Genomic DNA, 16,580 nt, shown 5'->3' with positions numbered 1-16,580 from the left:
GATGGCTGCCGGACCGCGGCCCGGCAGCGTGCAGGGCATGGAGCCAATGACAAAGCCGTCCGGTGAGGCGTGGGAGAGCTACTGGGCCGATCTGCCGGACGCACCCCAGGAGGCCGTCTGGGACGCCGTCCCCGAGCTGGCCACGGCCGTGGATCTGCCACTGATCGAGCGCTACTTCGGCAACGACCTGCCGGTCCTCGACGTGGGCTGCGGGAACGGGACGCAGACCCGGTTCCTGGCCGGCCGCTTCCCCAGAGTGATCGGCGTGGACTTCTCCGAGGCGGCGCTGCGGCTGGCGCGCCGCGCGAGCGGGGAACAAGGCCCGCACTACGAGCGGCTGGACCTGTGCGACCCGGCGGCGGTCGCTGCCCTGCACGAGCGGATCGGAGACGCGAACGTCCACATGCGCGTCGTCATCCACCAGATGCCCGAGCCGATGCGGCCCGATGCCGTGGCCGGGCTGCGTACCCTCGTCGGGGAGCGGGGCCATCTGTTCGCGGTCGAACTCGCGCCGGAGGCGAAGCCGCGAGAACCGAGCGCCCCGGGCCGGGACTCCGGCGACCTCACCCTTCCCAAACTCGGCCGCGCCCTGCGCCACGGTCTGCGTCCCGCCTCATGGTCCGAAGGAGCGTTCGACGGCCTGCTCGCCGAGGCCGGGTTCGAGGTCCTCGAGTCCTGGCGGGCCCCGCTGTACACCACTGAGCCGGGGCCGCGGGGGGATGCGCTGCGGTTGCCGGCCGACTGCCGCGTCGCACGCTCGCCGGGGACAGCCGGATGACCGGCGAAGCGCCGCTGACCCTGGACGCGGGCTTCACAGCGGACCCCTTCCCGGCTCTGGCGGAGCTCTTGGCGGGTGGTCCCGTGCGCCACGTGGTGCTGCCCGACGGCAGCGAGCACTGGGCGGTGAGCCGGTACGCCGACGCGGTCCGCGTGCTCACCGACCCCCGGATGGGCAGCGAGGCGCGCCGCGCGCTGACGCCGGCCGGCGCGGCCCCCGGCCGGTCCCACCCGGGCGACCACATGATGAACGGGACACTGATGGACCGCGACCCACCGAGCCACACCCGGCTGCGCAGGCTGGTCGGCAGGATGCTCGCCGCGCGTGTGGAGCGGATGGGCCCCCGGATCCAGGAGATCACCGACGAGCTGCTCGACGCGCTCGAGGGACAGCAGCACGCCGACCTGGTCGAGGCCCTGGCCTTTCCCCTGCCGATCCGGGTGATCGGCGAGCTTCTCGGCGTGCCGCACCGGGACCTGCCGGGCCTGCGCCGGATCGGCGGCGACCTGCTGGGCTTCGTGACCGACCAGCGGTCCGCGCGGGATGCCCGGGCCACGCTGAGCCGGACACGGGAGTACCTGGCCCTGCTCATCGCGGCCAAGCGCTCCCGTCCCGGCCACGACCTGCTCAGCGAGCTCGTCGCGGCGCAGGCCGCGGACGGGCGGCGCATCAGCGACGACGAGTTGCTCGCCATGGCCCTGTTGCTCCTGGTCGGCGGACATGAGACCACGGTCCAGCTGATCGGCACCGGGGTCCTGACGCTGCTGACCCACCCCCGCCAGCTCGCGGCGCTGCGCCGGGACCCCGCCGCCCTGCTGCCGGGCACGATCGACGAGCTGCTGCGCTTCGACGGACCCACCAGCCCCGGCCTGTTCCGCTACACACTCGACGATGTCGAGGTCGGGGGAGTCACCATCCCGCGCGGCTCCCGGGTGCTGATCGTGCTTGGCGCCGCCAACCGCGATCCCCGCCGGTTCCCGCATCCGGACCTCTTCGACATCGGCCGCCAGGACAATCCGCATGTGGCGTTCGGGCACGGTGCCCATTTCTGCCTGGGCGCCCGGCTGGCGCGACTCGAAGGCCGCGTTGCCATCGGCAGCCTGCTGAAGCGGTTCCCCGATCTGCGACTGGCCGTGGAGCCCGACGAGCTCACCTGGCGGTTCGCCTCCGTGCGCGGCCCGGACACGCTGCCGGTGGAGCTCGGCGCACCCCGTCCCGCCGATCCGGGAGACTGACATGCGTTCCTCGCCACCGTCCCAGCCGTCCCCCGCTTCGGGCAGGCAGCGGATGGCCGCGGACCCGTCGCCGCGTCCGGGCCGCCCCACGCCGCCCTTGGCGCTGCGGGGCGGCCGCACGGGGCGTGCTGGGCCGTGCCCGGGGCGGGTGGGGTCTCAGCGGGCCAGGAAGGTCGCGTCGCCCATCACGACAGCCGGGTGGGCCGCGGGGTCGAGGGCGCGCAGGAGGGCGGCCATGTGCCTCTTCGACAGGCTGACGCAGCCGTGTGTGGGGCCCGCGTGGTCGACGTGGAGCCATATGCCGCCACCGCGCGCCGCGCCCATGGGCCGTGTCCAGTCCAGGGGCGAGGTCCCGGGGACGCGGTTGTAGTCGATGGCCACCACGTAGTCGAACGAGCCCGCCAGGGGCTCGCCGAGGAACCCCGTCCCGCCCACGGTGAAGGCGGTCGAGCGATGGTAGGGCAGCCCGGTCCCCGGATCGGGAAGGCGGCCGCCCGCGTCGCTGAGCGTGAACACCCCCGCCGGGCTGCGCAGGTCGCCCTGGACATGGTGCTCGCTCCATCCCCGCCTGCCGTTGTGCGCGGGCCATGTCGCCTTCCGCCACCAGGTGCCGTCGTGGTCGCGGATCCAGAGCGCGGCCGTGGACCGGTAGGAGTCCGCTCCCTTGCCGGTGACCACGACGAGCCGGCTGGTGGAGGCCGGTATCCGCGCCAGGACGGCCGGACCCAGGCCGGTCGGCGCCCCATGGCGTGCGGGCGGGGTGCCCGCCGTGTCCCCGGCCGTGCCGCTGTCGGCGGCCCGAGTGCTGTCGGTGCTGGGGGCGCTACTGACCGCGGCGTCGGGCACCGGGGCGGGCTGGACCGTCCTGGACCCGGCGGGCGCCGGGGCGGCCCCGCAGCCGGTGGCGGCGGCCAGCACGAGGGCCGCCAGTGCCACAGAGCGCCGGGGGGCGACGGCAGGGGTGGACAAGGGCACGGCGAGGCCTTCTCTCGGTGCGGCTCCCGCCGCGGCGGGAGTAAGGGGAGCGGAGTGGACGGGCCCGGCGGTCAGCGGCCCTGCGGGAAGCGGGCGGACCGCAGAATCCCGGCGGTCTGGGCCCGGACGGTGTCACCGGGGATGTTCATGCATGCGGTGGCATGGAGGACGCCCCGGGGAGCCGGGCGTCCCACCGGCCGCAGGAGGGTCAGGGCCGAGGTGCCGCCGATGGCCGAGCACTGGGGCGAGGGCGGCTCGGTGACGACGGTGCCCTCGCCCTTGAGCTCTTCGGCTGAGACGGGGCTGGTCTCGATGTGCCACGAGATGAGCACGGTGTCCTCGCCGAGGGCTGCGACGGGCAGGCAGGTGCCGTCCGATATGCCGTCCAGGGCGCCGGCGCACGGTCCGCTGCCGGGATCGAGGGGCCCATTGGAGACGTAGGCGACGACCGGCGGGGTCTCGCGGGGAGCGTTGCCGACCGAACGGACCACGACCGACCGCCAGTTCTCGACCATGCGCAGCCGAAGGCCGTGCAGCTGCTTTTCCACGAGTGAGGTGTAGGAGGGTCGGGGTCGGACCGTGCGGGGGTCCGGTGCGGTCGGCGAGGCGGCGGGGCCCGGGCCGCGGTGGTCGGAGCCGATCCCCGGCAGCGCGAGCGAGGCCAGCGCCACGAGCGGCACGACGGTCGCGGCAGCCCCCACCGCCCGCCGCCGCCCGGCCCGCCGCACCCGGTCGCGGACCCTGTCCATGCGATCGGGCGGGGCAGCGAGGTCCCGCGGCAGCCGACTCAGGACCGCGTCGCGCAGGAGACGTGTGTCCAGGCCGCCGTCGCCCCCGTCGGCACCGGTGCCGTCCGTACGACGGCCGCCGTCGGCGTTCCACGCCCCGGCGGCCCGGCCCGTGTCGCCTGCGCCGTCGACGCCTGTGCCGGGCCGGTTCGGCTCGTTCCCGGTCATCCGTTCACCTCCGTTCTCCCAGGACCGCCGGGCTGGGAGCGTCGGGTGCGTCCTTCCCGGGGGGATCGGCATCCCCCCGGGAAACGCACTGGCGCAGCGTGCGCAGGGCTTTGGAGGCCTGGCTTTTCACCGTGCCCACCGAGCAGCCCAGCAGGGCTGCCGTCTCCTCGGTGGTGCGGTCCTCCAGGTAGCGCAGGACCACCACGGCCCGCTGCCGTACCGGCAGCCGCCGCAGGGCCGACACCAGGGAGCGTTCCTGGTCGACCTCCCCGTACCGGTCGGCCGGGCCGCTGGTCTCGGGGAGGTCGGCGAAGGGCAGTTCGCGCCGCCACCGGCGCCTCCACCACGACGCGTACTCGTGGACGAGGATCCGCCGCACGTACGCCTCGGGGCTCTGGTCGGCGATCCGCCGCCACTTCGGCCAGGCACGGGCCAGTGCGGTCTGGAGCAGGTCCTCCGCGAGGTACCGGTCGCCCGTGAGCAGCCATGCCGAGCGCAGCAGCCGGGGTCCGCAGGCGGCCACGAACTCCTCGAAATCCGTCCAACTGCTCGCCATGTCGTCCTCGTGCCGGTCGGAGACGTCTTCTCGCCGTTCCCATGCCATCTGGAACCGGTCGGCCGGCCCTCCGGGTTGCCCTCTGTGACGCAGGTCTCCATTCCCGGCGGATCGGTCATCATGGAGATACGAGAACTTCGTCCCTGTATGACCAAGGTCGGGAGGTCACCATGGAGAACTCCGAGCGCTACCAGTTGACCTTCGAGCGCTCCCCCGCCGACCGCGGCGAGCGGACCGAGGACGTGGTGGTGGTGCACCGCACGGATGCGAAGGGGCCGGGCGGCTATCCGGTCTACTGCGACGACACCGGCATCCTGCGGGCCGAGATAAGCGAACGCGGGGAGGTGCGCATGCTGGCCAGCGGAGGGCACCAGACGCTGCGTCCGCCCGCGGCCACACGCGTGGTCGAGTAACCCCGCCGCACAGCCACCGCGCGTGACACACGTCGTGCGCGGTGGCTTTTCTCTGTCCGACGCGCGTGCCGAAGTGCCACCCGGGGCACCCCGGGGTGCCCCGACCACGGGGTGCGGGCGGCCGTCGGCGCCCAGCAGGTGCGCGACGGCACGCCCTTCCTCGACATGTTCCAGCCATCCCGGCGTGTCCGCAACGCTTGCCTGACTATCCGTCAGTTCTCATACTCTGCTGCCACTTCTCTCACCCACACCGATGGTGGCAGCAGATGCACAGGTACCGCATCGTCGCAGCGCTGGCGGCATCCATCCGCGGCCTTCCCCGCCGTGAACGGCGCCGCCGCCGGCGACCCGCGGACCCGCTACTCGGACACCTCGATACGCCCGTGGTTCGTCGTGTTCGACGGTGGCGCCTCGGTCCTTGTGACGGGCGCGGGAATGGATCCGGCCTGGTACGACCAGCGCCACTACCTGCTGGTGATGACGGACGCCCAGGATGTGGCGCCCGCGATCGACGGCACCGACCCGACCGAGCGACCGGCCCGTACACGCGTGGCGGACCTCGCCGCCGAGCACGCCGGCAATCGTCACCGCCGACTGGCACCCGCTGCCGGACGTGCTCGCCACGGTCCTTCCCCGCGGATGGCCGGTCAGCTCCGGGCGGCCTCCACCGCCGCGCGCCTTCGGCAGGCGCGGCGGTGGGCCGCTCTGCGCTCGTCCTCGCTCATGCCGCCGCAGACACCCCAGTCCTGCCCCGCCTCCATGGCCCAGTCGAGGCACTGGGCCAGGACCGGGCAGCGACGGCAGACCTCCTTGGCCCGCTCCGTCTGGAGCAGCGCCGGTCCGGAACTGCCGACCGGAAAGAAGAGATCGGGGTCCTCGTGTCGGCAGGCCGCACGGTGACGCCAGTTCATACGAACACTCCTCCTACCCGTGAGGGCACATCGTGGACTCTTCGCGCCGATGCGGCTTGCCGGGGCCATGACCCGAGCAATGATCGGCGCGCCCGTGCGAGGTCGCCTACCCGAGAACCCGGTGGCGATTACCCCCGTTCGGCCCCGGGTTCAGCTCACTTGCGGAAAGGGCCGAAAAGGCTCCTCCTCGGGGCCGACGACGAGCGCGGCGACGCCGCCGGTCCCGTTCCGCGTCCAGGACAGCGGGGTGACGACGGTACGCACGGTGGGGACTCCGCCGTGGCCGCGGCCGTCGTGCCGCCGGTACGAGGCGCTTTCGGTGCCCCCGATCGGCCGCGATTTCCGGTGTTCCCGGGCAGGATGAACCTCATGACCCACGAGACCAAGTCGCCCTCCGCGCCCTCGCCCTGCGCGTCCTCCGCGCCCTCGTCGTCCGCGTGCCGGGCGTCCTCCAGCGGCTCGACGCTGTCCCTGTGGTCGAAGGACTCGGTGCTCTCGATCGGATCGGTGGGGTCGGTGCTGTCCATCGGCTCCGTCGGTTCCGCGCTGTCCATCGGCTCCGTGGGCAGCACCCTGTCCGTCGGCTCCATCGGCTCGGCCCTCTCGCTGATCTCCGCCGGGTCCTGGCTGAGCACGGGGTCGCTGCTGTCCGCGCAGTCACGCTGGTCGGTGCTGTCCTGGCGTGCCTCCCGAGGCTTCCTGGCCGCCGGGGCGGTGGCGGTGGCAGGCGCCTCGGTGCTCGTGCCGCTGAGCCGCGGTCGGCGCACTTGACACTCCTCCGGGGGATCGATCGACGCTCCCCTCGGGGATCGCCCGATTGCCATGAACGCTTGGTCCAGACCTTGACGGAGTGTGTCGGGGGCTTGTGCACTTGGAGTCAACCAACTGTCGAAACAAGGCAGTTGGCGACCCCCGCAGTCGGCGACCCCCCACGCCCCGACGAGGAGATTCGGCATGCCTCGCAGACGCCAGTCCCACTCCCCCCGCCCCCGTCCGGCGCTCCGCCGCGGCGCCGCGGCCACGGCAGCGACAGCGGTCGCCGCCGTCTGCGCCGCCCTGGCCGCTCCGAGCGCGCACAGCACTCCCGACCCGACGCCCGCCCCCGCACGCGCCACCGTCGTGGCACCTCCGCGTGTCGCCCCCTACATCGACATCACCATGTCCAAGCCCTCACTGGTCCAGGCCGCCCGGGCCACCGGCCAGAAGAAGTACGTGCTCGCCTTCGCCCTCGGCTCCAGCGGCGGCTGCGACCCCAAGTGGGGCGGCACGGTCGCGATCGACGACGCGCGGATCAAGAACGACGTCGCGGCGCTCAAGGCGCTCGGCGGCGATGTCGTGGTCGCCACCGGCGGAGCGATCGGTCCCTACCTGGAGCACACCTGTTCCTCGGCCACCGCGCTGAAGAACGCCTACAAGAAGGTGCTCGACACCGTCGGCAGCAACCACCTCGACGTCGACGTCGAGGCCTCCATCCCCCAGGACATGGTCAACCGGGCCCTTGCCCAGCTCCAGGCCGAGCGCGGTACCTCGGTGAGCTACACCCTGCGGGTGCAGGGCCAGGACTACGGGCTCGACCCCTACTCCCTCCAGGTGCTCCAGAGCGCCAAGGCGCGGGGAGTCCAGGTCACCGTCAATCCGATGCTGATGAACTTCGGCTACAGCGGCAACTGGGGGGATGCCATGGTCTCCGCGGCCAGGGCCACCGTCGGGCAGCTGAGGACGGTGTGGACCGGCAAGTCGGACGCCCAGCTCTACCGCATGCTCGGCGTCACCCCGATGATCGGCCGCAACGACTCGGGGATGACCACGACCCAGGCCGACGCGCGCAAGGTGCTGTCCTTCGCCAAGGCCAACCACATCGCGTCGATCGGCCTCTGGTCGGCCGGCCGGGACAACGGCGGCTGCCCGGGCGGCGGTGTCTCCCCCACGTGCAGTGGCATCTCGCAGTCGAACTGGGAGTTCACCAACATCCTCAAGGGCTACACCGGCTGAACGGGGCCCTCGGCGCGGGCGGTTGGCCGCGCGTGAGGACACACGTGTGCCGGGTGGCCGCCATCGCGGCCACCCGGCACCACGGGATCCGTCAGTAGGGGTTCCGTCCGAGGGTTCCGTCAGTAGGGGTTCCGTCAGTTGGGGGTCCGTCAGTAGGGGTTCCGTCAGTTGGGGGTCCGTCAGTAGAGGGCCGTCAGTAGAGGGCCACCCCGTAGGCGGAGAGCACCTCGGGGACCGGGTTGTAGAAGGTCGTGCCGCCGACGACGCAGTTGCCCGAGCCACCTGAGACCAGGCCGACACCGAGGCTGCCCGCGTACAGCGGACCGCCGCTGTCACCGGGCTCGGCACAGATCCCGGTGCGGATCAGACCGCTGACGATCTGCCCGCTGCCGTAGTTGACGGTCTGGTTGAGCCCGGTGACGAGGCCGCAGTGGATACCGCTCGTGCTGCCGCGCTGGCAGACCGACTGGCCCACGTAGGCGTTGGCCGGGCCGGTGATGTCGACCGTTCCCACGGTGCCGGGGTGGGGGACGGCGGCATTGTCGTACCGGACGATGCCGTAGTCGTTGCCCGGGAAGCTGGAGCCGGTCGTCGGGCCGATCGGGACCGTCTTGGCGGCGTCGGCGAACCACTGCGAGACGATCGAGGCGCAGTGCCCGGCGGTGATGAAGGAGTACGTGGTGCCGCTGCGTACATTGAAGCCGGCCGAGCAGCGGTACTGCCCGCCCCAGACGGGGTCTCCGCCGGTGACGAACTTGCTGAACCGGCCGTCGACGGCGGCCACGGCCATCCGGTCGCCGAAGCGGTCGGCGACCTTGTAGACCGTCGCCAGCTCGGCGCCCTTGACCGTCGAGTCCACGGACACCATCAGCTTGTTCGCCTTCACATCGACACCCCATGCGGTGCCCGCGATATTGGATTCCTCGATCGCCTGTCCCGCCTCGGCGAGCGCCGCCGAGCTGCGGCCCACGAGCCGCGGCTCGGCTCCGGCGCCGCGTACGGCGTCCGCGGCGGCCGAGTCGGTGACATTGACGACCATGCGTTTGGTCTCGTTGTCGTAGTAGGTCCCCGCGGTTCTCGACGCACCCAGTTGCGCCTCGACAGCGGCTGCTCTGTCGGGTGACGGCGCGTCCGCGGCGGCCGCGTCCCCACCGGTGAAGGTGGTGACTCCCGCCGTGATCAGGCAGGCCGTCGCGGCGAGCACTCCAGCGCGTCGGGTGGTCGAGCCAGTGGCGAGGCAGCGTGTGATCCTCACTGAGATCTCCTCGAAGAGGCCGATGCTACGTATGGTAGCCATGCGGCCACGCTATGCACTCGCCACTGGGCGCGCATCCGCTGGGGGCCCGTTCGAGCGGGAGCGCCGCCCTGCGGCCGGTCCCCGGGTCAGGTCCTAGCGGTCGTCGTCCTCCTTGGCCTCGTCGGGCGTCGAGGACGGGGGCTTCTTCTCGCCGACACCGGTGAACTCCTCACCGGGCATATGGCCGCTCGGACGCCTGGACGCGCCGTGCCGGCCGGTGGGGCGGGAGCCACCGCCCTCCTCCTTGCGCACCTCTTCCCCACCGCGTGTCTCGCTGCGGCCGGGGTCGGGGGTACCGGACTTCTCCTCCTTGGCAACACGTCGGCCCTTCCCGGGCTCGCCGGCGTACTCGTCGGGGTGGAAGGAGCGGTGCGCGCTCTGCTTGACGTCGTCGCCGCTCTCGCCCACGTCGGGCGACCAGCCGTGCTGGTCCTTGCCCTCGTGCCTGCTCGGACCCTCTCCCATCGGAGGGTGCTTCTTGCTGCCCATCGCGTGCCTCCTGTCCTTGACCCTTGCTTCGACGGGTGCTTCGGTGGGCTCGGCCGCGCGTCAGCAGATGCGCGGGAGCTGCTCGCCGAGGGGGACGTCGACCACCCGGGAACCGCCGAGGCCGGTGTCGGCCACCACCATTCCGGGGTGCTCCGTCGTGCATGTGCCGATGGCCACGGCCTCCTTCCCGTGCGGGTGGGCCCGCATCGCGGCGAGCACCGCGTCGGCGTGCTCGGGTGGGACGAAGGCGATGAGCTTGCCCTCGTTGGCCACGTACAGCGGGTCCAGTCCGAGGAAGGCGCACGCGTTGGCGACCGCGTCCGGCACGGGGAGGTTGCGCTCGTTGACGCGGATTCCCACTCCGGACGCCGAGGCGATCTCATTGAGCGTCGTGGCCACGCCACCGCGTGTGGGGTCGCGCAGCACATGGAGGTCCCGGGTGGCGCCGAGCATGCTCTCCACCAGCCCCGACAGCGCGGCGGTGTCGCTCTCGATCTCGACACCGAACTCGAGGCCCTCGCGGACACTCATGATCGCCACGCCGTGCACCCCGATGGCGCCGCTGGCGATCACCACGTCGCCGGGTGCCGCGCGCTGCGGGCGGATGTCCACACCTTCGGGGATCAGCCCGATACCCGCGGTGTTGATGAAGATCCCGTCGCCGTGCCCCGCGTCGACGACCTTGGTGTCGCCGGTGGCCACCGTGACCCCGGCCTCCTTGGCCGCGGCGCCGAGGGCTTCGGCCACCCGGCCGACGACCGACAGCTCCACTCCCTCCTCGAGGATGAAGCCGCAGGAGAGATAGGCCGGGCGGGCCCCCACCATCGCCAGGTCGTTGACCGTGCCATTGACGGCCAGGTCGCCGATGCTGCCCCCGGGGAAGAACAGCGGGCGCACGACGAACGAGTCGGTGGAGAACGCCAGCCGCGCACCACCGAGCGTCACGGTGGCCGAGTCACCGAGTTCGGCCAGCACTTCGCTGCCGAAGGCTGGCGCGAACAGGTGCTCGACCAGTTCGGCGGACAGCACACCGCCGCCGCCGTGGCCCATCACCACCCTCTGGTTGTCGCGCAGTGGCGCCGGGCAGGTCCAGCCGGAGAAGTCGGGGGCCTGCTCCGGGTCGTCTGCCGGGCGCGCGGAGCCCTGCGCCTGGTGGGTGTCGAGCGAGTCAGCCAACGGAACTCGCCTCCTCCTGGCCTGCGGACGGCGTGCTGAGCCTTCGGTACAGGTAGTAGGCGGCGCACGCGCCCTCGCTGGAGACCATGGTGGCGCCCAGCGGATTGCGCGGGGTGCAGGTCTTGCCGAAGGCCTCGCACTCATGGGGCTTGATCAGCCCCTGGAGCACTTCGCCGCTGCGGCAGACCGTGGACTCCTCGGTGTCGATGTCGCCCACCGAGAAGCGGTACTCGGCGTCCCAGTCGCGGTACTTCGGGGACAGCCTCCAGCCGCTGTCCGGGATCATCCCGATGCCCCGCCAGGCACGGTCGGTCACCTCGAACACGTCGTCGAGCATCGCCCTGGCCGCGGGGTTGCCATCGGTGCGCACCGCCCGCGGGTAGGCGTTCTCCACGGTGTGCTCGCCCGCCTCGAGCTGGCGCACCGCGCGGCGGATGCCCTCGAGGATGTCCAGAGGCTCGAACCCGGTGACCACGATGGGGACGCGGTGCCGTTCGGCGAGCTCGGGGTACTCCCGGATGCCCATCACACTGCACACGTGTCCGGCGGCGAGGAACGCCTCGACGCGGCAGTCCGGCGAGTTCATGATGGCGTCGATCGCCGGGGGCACCCGCACATGCGACACCAGGAGGCTGAAGTTCTCGATGCCGAGCTTCTGCGCCTGGTAGACCGTCATCGCGTTGGGCGGCGCGGTCGTCTCGAAGCCGATGCCGAAGAACACCACCTGCCGCTCGGGGTTCTCCCGTGCGATCTTCAGCGCGTCCAGGGGCGAGTAGACGACGCGCACGTCGGCGCCCTCGCTCTTGACCCGGAAGAGGTCGCGGCCGCTGCCCGGCACCCTCAGCATGTCGCCGAACGAGCAGAAGACCACATCCGGGCGGGAGGCGATCTCCAGCGCCTTGTCGATGATCTCCAGCGGGGTCACGCACACCGGGCAGCCGGGGCCGTGGATCAGCTGGATCTCCTCGGGCAGGAGCTGGTCGATGCCGTGGCGGATGATCGAGTGGGTCTGTCCGCCGCAGACCTCCATCAGCGACCACGGCTTGGTGACCGTGGCACGGATGTCGTCGAAGAGCCTCTTGGCCAGTACGGGGTCGCTGAATTCGTCGAGGTACTTCACGCCTGCGCCTCCTTCGACGGGCCGGTACCGGGTCGGGCACCAGGTTCTGTACCGGTTTCGGTACCTGTGGGACGTTGGGCCCCCGCCTCCTTGGCGGCGCGCCCCCACGCGTCCCCGAACTCCTCGTCGAGAACGCCGAGGTTCTCGAACAGCTCGAGCGTCTGCCGGGCGGACTCCTCGTCCAGCCGTTGCAGGGCGAAGCCCACGTGGACGATGGCGTAGTCACCCACCTGCATGTCGGGCAGGTACTCCAGGCACACGTCCTTGACGACACCGCCGAAGTCGACGCGTGCCATCCGGGTCCCGTCGCGCTCCTCGATCTCCAGCACTCTGCCGGGCACGGCAAGGCACATTTCTCCTCCTCAGCTCGTCGCCTGGGCGACGCCGACGTCGTCGGTGACGCCGGTCCCGGTCGTTTCCCCCCCGGCGGCCCCCGCGGCCGCGGCGGCCCGTGCGCCCACCATCAACTGGCCCAGCGCCAGTCCGCCGTCGTTGGGGGGCACCCTGCGGTGGCGCAGCACGGTGAACCCGTCCTCACGCAGCCCGTCCGCGCACGCGGACGTCAGCACCGCGTTGCAGAAGACGCCACCCGTCAGGGCCACGGTGCGCAGGCCCGTGCGCTGCCGGGCGGCCGCGCAGACCTCGCGCACCAGCGCGGCGACCCCGAGGTGGAAGCGGGCCGCCACTGTGCCCGCCCCCGCCCCGGAGCGCAGATCCTCGACGGCGGCGGCGAGCACCGGCCCCGCGTCGGCCTCGAGTCCGGCGCCGGTGCCGCGGGCGGGGCGCAGCGGGAAGCGGTAGCCGCCCCCGCCGTCGGCCCCGGCCTCGCCCAGGTGGCCCAGTGCCGCGTTCTCCAGCTCCATGGCCGCCTGCGCCTCGTAGTCCACCCGGTGGCAGACACCCGCCAGCGAGGAGACGGCGTCGAAGAGCCGGCCCATGCTGGAGGTGGGAACGCAGTTGAGGTTCCGTTCGAGCTGCCGAGCCAGCAGGCGGCGCTCCCCCGGAGTGCAGGCGGCGGTGCAGGGCAGGTCCTGGGCCCAGGGCAGCTCCGCGGCGCGCAGGTGGGACAGGGCCATCCGGTACGGGTTGCGCACCGCCGCGTCACCGCCGGGCAGCGGGACGTAGGCCAGGTGCGCGAAGCGCCGGAAGCCGTCGTAGTCGGCGAGCAGGACCTCGCCGCCCCACACGGCGCCGTCGTCGCCGTACCCGGTGCCGTCGAAGGCGATCCCGATCACCGGGGACGATCCGTCGAGTCCGTGTTCGGCCATCGTGGAGGCGACATGGGCGTGGTGGTGCTGGACGGTGCGCACCGGGCGCGGTCCCGCCTCGCGGTGCGCCCACTGCCCGGAGCGGTATCCGGGATGGCGGTCCGCGACGAGCAGGCGGGGGGCCACGGCGGTCAGTTCGCCGAGGTGGCCGGTGGCGGTCTCGAACGCGCGCAGGGTGGCGAGGTCGTCCATGTCGCCCACATGGGCGGACAGCCAGGCGTAGCGGCCCTCGGCGACGCAGAAGGTGTTCTTCAGATCGCCGCCCACGGCGAGCGCCGCTTCCACGGGCGCGGGCAGGGCGACGGGGAACGGGGCGTAGCCGCGCGAGCGGCGAACGGGCAGTTCCTCGCCGTCGCAGACGCGCACCACCGAGTCGTCGCAGGGCACATGGATCGGCCGGTCGTGGGTGAGCCAGGCGTCGGCGAGTCCTTCGAGCCGGGTCAGCGCCTCCTCGTCGTCGGTGACGATGGGCTCGCCCGAGCGGTTGCCGCTGGTCATCACCAGGACGGGCGGGCCCTCGGGGTCGCCGGGCAGTCCCAGCAGGAGGTGGTGCAGCGGTGTGTAGGGCATCAGCACACCGAGGTCGGGGCTGCCGGGGGCGACGGCCTCGGCGACCGGCGAGGGCCCCGAGGACTCGCGGCGTCGCAGCAGGACGACCGGGCGCCGGCGGCCGAGGAGCAGTTCCCGCTCCCGCGGACCCACGTGGGTGAGGCGTTCGACGGTCTCGAACGAGCCGGTCATGACGGCGAAGGGCTTGTCGCCCCGGTTCTTGCGCTTGCGCAGGGCCCGCACCGCGGCCGGGTCCGAGGCGTCGCAGGCCAGGTGGTGGCCGCCCAGGCCCTTGACCGCGACGACGGCGCCGTCGGCCAGCAGCCGCCGGGCCTCGGCGAGCGCGTCCTCCCCGGTGAGCGGGCCCGGGTCGCCTGCCCCGCGCACCAGGGTCAGCCGGGGACCGCAGTCGTGGCAGGCGATGGGCTGGGCGTGGAAGCGGCGGTCGGCGGGATCCTCGTACTCGTGGGCGCAGGCCCCGCACATCGGGAAGCGCGCCATGGTGGTCCTGGCGCGGTCGTACGGCAGTCCGGTGACGACGGTGAACCTCGGCCCGCAGTGGGTGCAGGTGATGAACGGATGGCGGTACCTGCGGTCCCGGGGGTCGCCGAGTTCCGCGAGGCAGTCGTCGCAGGTGGCCACGTCCGGGGAGACGAGCGTGCGGCCGGAGCCGCCTTCGGAGGAGCGGATGGTGAAGCCCGTGCCGCCCCGGGTGGGGACGCCGTGGTGCTCGGCGGATTCGACGACGGCCAGCGGTGGCGCCTCGGAGACGAGGCGTCCGCAGAAGGAGGCGACGGCGCCGCGGGGGCCCTCGACCTCGGCCACGACGCCCTCGGGGGTGTTGATGACGTGGCCGGTCAGGCCCAGTTCACTGGCGAGGGTGTAGACGAAGGGCCGGAAGCCCACCCCCTGGACGGCCCCGCGCACGGCGACGTGCCGCCGCTCGCGGGCGGCGTCCTCGCCGGCGGCGGTCGCCGGGCGTCGGTCGGGGCGGCTCATGGGCGCTCCCTCGGCAGCGGTGCGGCTAGGTGGGCACGGCCGCCGGGTGATGGGGCTCTTCGTCACCATCGTGTGCGGCCTCGTCGTGGTTGTGCATGTGCTGTTGGTGCTGATGGGCGAGTGCGGGCTGGTGCACGGGGGCGCCGTCCGCCGCCTCGAGCAGGAGGTCGAGGAGCCCGTCCATGCCCGCCCCGGTCCTCGCTGAGGTCTCCAGCACCGGGACACCGGGGTTGACCTGCTGCACATGGCGGTGGAAGGCGGGGCCGTCGAACTCCACGGCCTCCGCGATGTCGGTCTTCGTGATCACCACGAGGTTCGCGAGGCCGAAGGCGGAGGGGTACTTGAGCGGCTTGTCCTCGCCCTCGGTGACGGATCCCAGCACGATCCTGGAGGTCTCCCCCAGGTCGTAGGAGGCCGGGCAGACGAGATTGCCGACGTTCTCCACGAACAGCAGCCGGGTGCCCTCGGGCAGCCACCCGTCCAGATGGCGGCTGAGCATGCCCGCCTCCAGGTGGCACAGCCCGTCGGTGAGCACCTGTTTGACCGGCGCCCCGGACGCCGCGAGGCGGCGCGCGTCGTTCTCGGTGGCGAGGTCGGCGGTGACGGCCGCCGCGGTGACACCCCGCTCCAGCGCCCGCTCCAGGAGCACCTCCAGCAGGGCGGTCTTGCCGCTGCCGGGGCTGGACATCAGATTGAGCGCGACCGTGCCGTGCTCGGCCAGCCGGCCGCGCAGCCCCACGGCCCGCTCGTCGTTCTTCGCCAGTACGGCCTGCCGCAGATCAACGACCCGGCACATGCTCCGCCTCCTCCTCTGAGCCCCCTGAGCCCCCGCTCCGGCCATCCCCGCGGCCCTGGGTACCCCCCTGCGTCCCGGCGTCCTCGAGCACGACTTCCGCGATCTCCAGCTCCCGTCCTGCGAGCAGTTGCGACAGCGGCTCACCGCAGTGGGAGCACCACAGGTCGGGAGGTACGCCGACGAGCGTCTCCACCGCGCAGGAGGGGCAGCGCGCCCTGGCGGGGACGATCTCCACCTCGAGTCCCGCGTCGGCCAGGAGGGTGCCTTCCCTGGCCAGTTCGAACGAGAACGTCAGCGCGTCGGGCACCACACCGGCGAGCTCGCCGATGCGGACCCGCACCTCGGCGACGGCGGCACTGCCGCGTCGGCGGGCCGCGTCCTCGACCTGCGAGATGATCGCCAGAGCGATCGACAGTTCGTGCACCGGCTCACCTCCTGCCTTCCGGTGTCCTGCCTTGCCGTGCGCTGCCTTCCGGTGTGCTGCCTTCCGGTGGCGGCCGGGAGAGTCCGAGGAGCCCGACGGGCCCGCCGCGTACGGCGATCGACCGGGCGGCGTCGGTCCGCGCCGTCCCGGCTGGCCGGCACCGGCGGGGCTGTTTACCGTGGAAAGCGGAGATCGCCTCCCCACGGTGGGCGACAGCCTTATGGAGAGCCATGCCATGACCGTTCACGGTGTCGAACGGCGCGCTCTCGCCGTCCCGGTGCTTCTGCTCCTGGTCGCCGAGCGGCCGGACCACGGATACGAACTCGTCCAGCGGATGGAGGCCTTCGGCTGGCCGATGACTGAGTCGGCGCATGTGTACCGGTTGCTCCGCGGTATGGAGCACGACGGGGTCGTGGCCTCCTCCTGGAGGGCGTCCGCGACCGGTCCCGCGCGGCGCGAGTACGAGATCACGCCGAAGGGCGCCATGGAGCTGGCCCTGTGGTTCATGCGCCTGGGCGAACTGCACAGCACGCTCCATGTCTTCCTCGAACGCTACGCGCAGCTCGAGTGCGCGGACGTCGTCCGACGGCCCGGGGCGGATCGCCCCGAGCGTCCCGAGCGCCGGAGGACCTGGCCGTAGGCGAGC

The 16,580-nt window shown here is 72.5% G+C and carries 18 protein-coding genes and 1 pseudogene; 7 read left to right on the top strand and 12 right to left on the bottom strand.

Annotation, left to right across the window (positions count from 1 at the left end; all coding sequences use genetic code 11):
- Positions 1 to 37: 37 nt before the first annotated feature.
- Both IEY86_RS13805 and IEY86_RS13800 read left to right on the top strand, forming a co-directional pair.
- Positions 38 to 778, top strand: a complete 741-nt coding sequence (locus IEY86_RS13805) for a class I SAM-dependent methyltransferase (RefSeq protein ID WP_189131922.1) — start codon at positions 38 to 40, stop codon at positions 776 to 778.
- Positions 775 to 2,013 carry a cytochrome P450 family protein gene (locus tag IEY86_RS13800; RefSeq protein WP_189131921.1) on the top strand — a complete coding sequence of 413 codons (1,239 nt, stop codon included), beginning with the start codon at positions 775 to 777 and terminating at the stop codon, positions 2,011 to 2,013. Before IEY86_RS13805 ends, IEY86_RS13800 begins: the two co-directional genes overlap by 4 nt.
- A 156-nt stretch (positions 2,014 to 2,169) precedes the next feature.
- Here IEY86_RS13800 and IEY86_RS13795 read toward each other — a convergent pair whose 3' ends face one another.
- From IEY86_RS13795 to IEY86_RS13785, 3 genes are all read right to left on the bottom strand, one after another.
- A complete protein-coding gene (locus IEY86_RS13795) occupies positions 2,170 to 2,988 on the bottom strand; it encodes a L,D-transpeptidase family protein (RefSeq protein WP_229698404.1) in 819 nt (272 codons plus the stop codon).
- A gap of 71 nt (positions 2,989 to 3,059) precedes the next feature.
- The gene (locus IEY86_RS13790; protein WP_189131920.1) at positions 3,060 to 3,944 is read right to left on the bottom strand and encodes a hypothetical protein; all 885 of its coding nucleotides are present in this window, start codon (positions 3,942 to 3,944) and stop codon (positions 3,060 to 3,062) included.
- A gap of 4 nt (positions 3,945 to 3,948) precedes the next feature.
- On the bottom strand, positions 3,949 to 4,500 hold the full coding sequence (locus IEY86_RS13785; protein ID WP_189131963.1) for a SigE family RNA polymerase sigma factor: 552 nt from the start codon (positions 4,498 to 4,500) through the stop codon (positions 3,949 to 3,951).
- A 170-nt stretch (positions 4,501 to 4,670) separates the two neighbouring features.
- Here IEY86_RS13785 and IEY86_RS13780 point away from each other — a divergent pair, with 170 nt between their 5' ends.
- On the top strand, positions 4,671 to 4,913 hold the full coding sequence (locus IEY86_RS13780) for a DUF6296 family protein (protein ID WP_189131919.1): 243 nt from the start codon (positions 4,671 to 4,673) through the stop codon (positions 4,911 to 4,913).
- A 306-nt stretch (positions 4,914 to 5,219) separates the two neighbouring features.
- Positions 5,220 to 5,553 (top strand): annotated as a pseudogene (locus IEY86_RS36440) (hypothetical protein); the annotation flags it as partial.
- Between the two features lie 7 nt (positions 5,554 to 5,560).
- Here IEY86_RS36440 and IEY86_RS13775 read toward each other — a convergent pair.
- Positions 5,561 to 5,824, bottom strand: coding sequence for a WhiB family transcriptional regulator (locus tag IEY86_RS13775; protein WP_189131918.1), 264 nt, complete (start codon positions 5,822 to 5,824; stop codon positions 5,561 to 5,563).
- Between the two features lie 369 nt (positions 5,825 to 6,193).
- Here IEY86_RS13775 and IEY86_RS13770 point away from each other — a divergent pair, with 369 nt between their 5' ends.
- Entirely contained in the window at positions 6,194 to 6,595 is a 402-nt protein-coding gene (locus IEY86_RS13770) for a hypothetical protein (protein ID WP_229698403.1), read from the top strand.
- Positions 6,596 to 6,778: 183 nt separating this feature from the next.
- Positions 6,779 to 7,816, top strand: coding sequence for a chitinase (locus IEY86_RS13765; RefSeq protein ID WP_189131917.1), 1,038 nt, complete (start codon positions 6,779 to 6,781; stop codon positions 7,814 to 7,816).
- 193 nt (positions 7,817 to 8,009) lie between these two features.
- Here IEY86_RS13765 and IEY86_RS13760 read toward each other — a convergent pair whose 3' ends face one another.
- The 8 genes from IEY86_RS13760 to IEY86_RS13725 form a co-directional block, all read right to left on the bottom strand.
- The gene (locus IEY86_RS13760; RefSeq protein WP_189131916.1) at positions 8,010 to 9,113 is read right to left on the bottom strand and encodes a S1 family peptidase; all 1,104 of its coding nucleotides are present in this window, start codon (positions 9,111 to 9,113) and stop codon (positions 8,010 to 8,012) included.
- Between the two features lie 93 nt (positions 9,114 to 9,206).
- On the bottom strand, positions 9,207 to 9,602 hold the full coding sequence (locus tag IEY86_RS13755; protein WP_189131915.1) for a hypothetical protein: 396 nt from the start codon (positions 9,600 to 9,602) through the stop codon (positions 9,207 to 9,209).
- Positions 9,603 to 9,662: 60 nt separating this feature from the next.
- On the bottom strand, positions 9,663 to 10,652 hold the full coding sequence (gene hypE / locus IEY86_RS13750; protein ID WP_189131961.1) for a hydrogenase expression/formation protein HypE: 990 nt from the start codon (positions 10,650 to 10,652) through the stop codon (positions 9,663 to 9,665).
- Positions 10,653 to 10,770: 118 nt separating this feature from the next.
- On the bottom strand, positions 10,771 to 11,898 hold the full coding sequence (gene hypD, locus IEY86_RS13745) for a hydrogenase formation protein HypD (protein ID WP_189131914.1): 1,128 nt from the start codon (positions 11,896 to 11,898) through the stop codon (positions 10,771 to 10,773).
- Complete coding sequence (locus IEY86_RS13740) at positions 11,895 to 12,251, bottom strand: HypC/HybG/HupF family hydrogenase formation chaperone (RefSeq protein ID WP_189131913.1); 357 nt, start codon at positions 12,249 to 12,251, stop codon at positions 11,895 to 11,897. The genes hypD and IEY86_RS13740 overlap by 4 nt, the downstream gene beginning before the upstream one ends.
- A 9-nt stretch (positions 12,252 to 12,260) precedes the next feature.
- Positions 12,261 to 14,714, bottom strand: coding sequence for a carbamoyltransferase HypF (hypF, locus tag IEY86_RS13735; RefSeq protein WP_189131912.1), 2,454 nt, complete (start codon positions 14,712 to 14,714; stop codon positions 12,261 to 12,263).
- Positions 14,715 to 14,739: 25 nt separating this feature from the next.
- Positions 14,740 to 15,510, bottom strand: a complete 771-nt coding sequence (gene hypB / locus IEY86_RS13730) for a hydrogenase nickel incorporation protein HypB (protein ID WP_189131911.1) — start codon at positions 15,508 to 15,510, stop codon at positions 14,740 to 14,742.
- On the bottom strand, positions 15,494 to 15,934 hold the full coding sequence (locus IEY86_RS13725) for a hydrogenase maturation nickel metallochaperone HypA/HybF (protein ID WP_189131910.1): 441 nt from the start codon (positions 15,932 to 15,934) through the stop codon (positions 15,494 to 15,496). Before IEY86_RS13725 ends, hypB begins: the two co-directional genes overlap by 17 nt.
- A 235-nt stretch (positions 15,935 to 16,169) precedes the next feature.
- Here IEY86_RS13725 and IEY86_RS13720 point away from each other — a divergent pair, with 235 nt between their 5' ends.
- On the top strand, positions 16,170 to 16,574 hold the full coding sequence (locus tag IEY86_RS13720; RefSeq protein ID WP_189131909.1) for a helix-turn-helix transcriptional regulator: 405 nt from the start codon (positions 16,170 to 16,172) through the stop codon (positions 16,572 to 16,574).
- The last annotated feature ends 6 nt before the right edge of the window (positions 16,575 to 16,580 follow it).

The sequence above is a fragment of the Wenjunlia tyrosinilytica genome (assembly GCF_014646055.1).
GTDB lineage: Bacteria > Actinomycetota > Actinomycetes > Streptomycetales > Streptomycetaceae > Wenjunlia > Wenjunlia tyrosinilytica.
The sequence above is the reverse complement of the archived record's forward strand: the minus strand, read 5'-3'. Positions and strand labels throughout refer to the sequence as shown.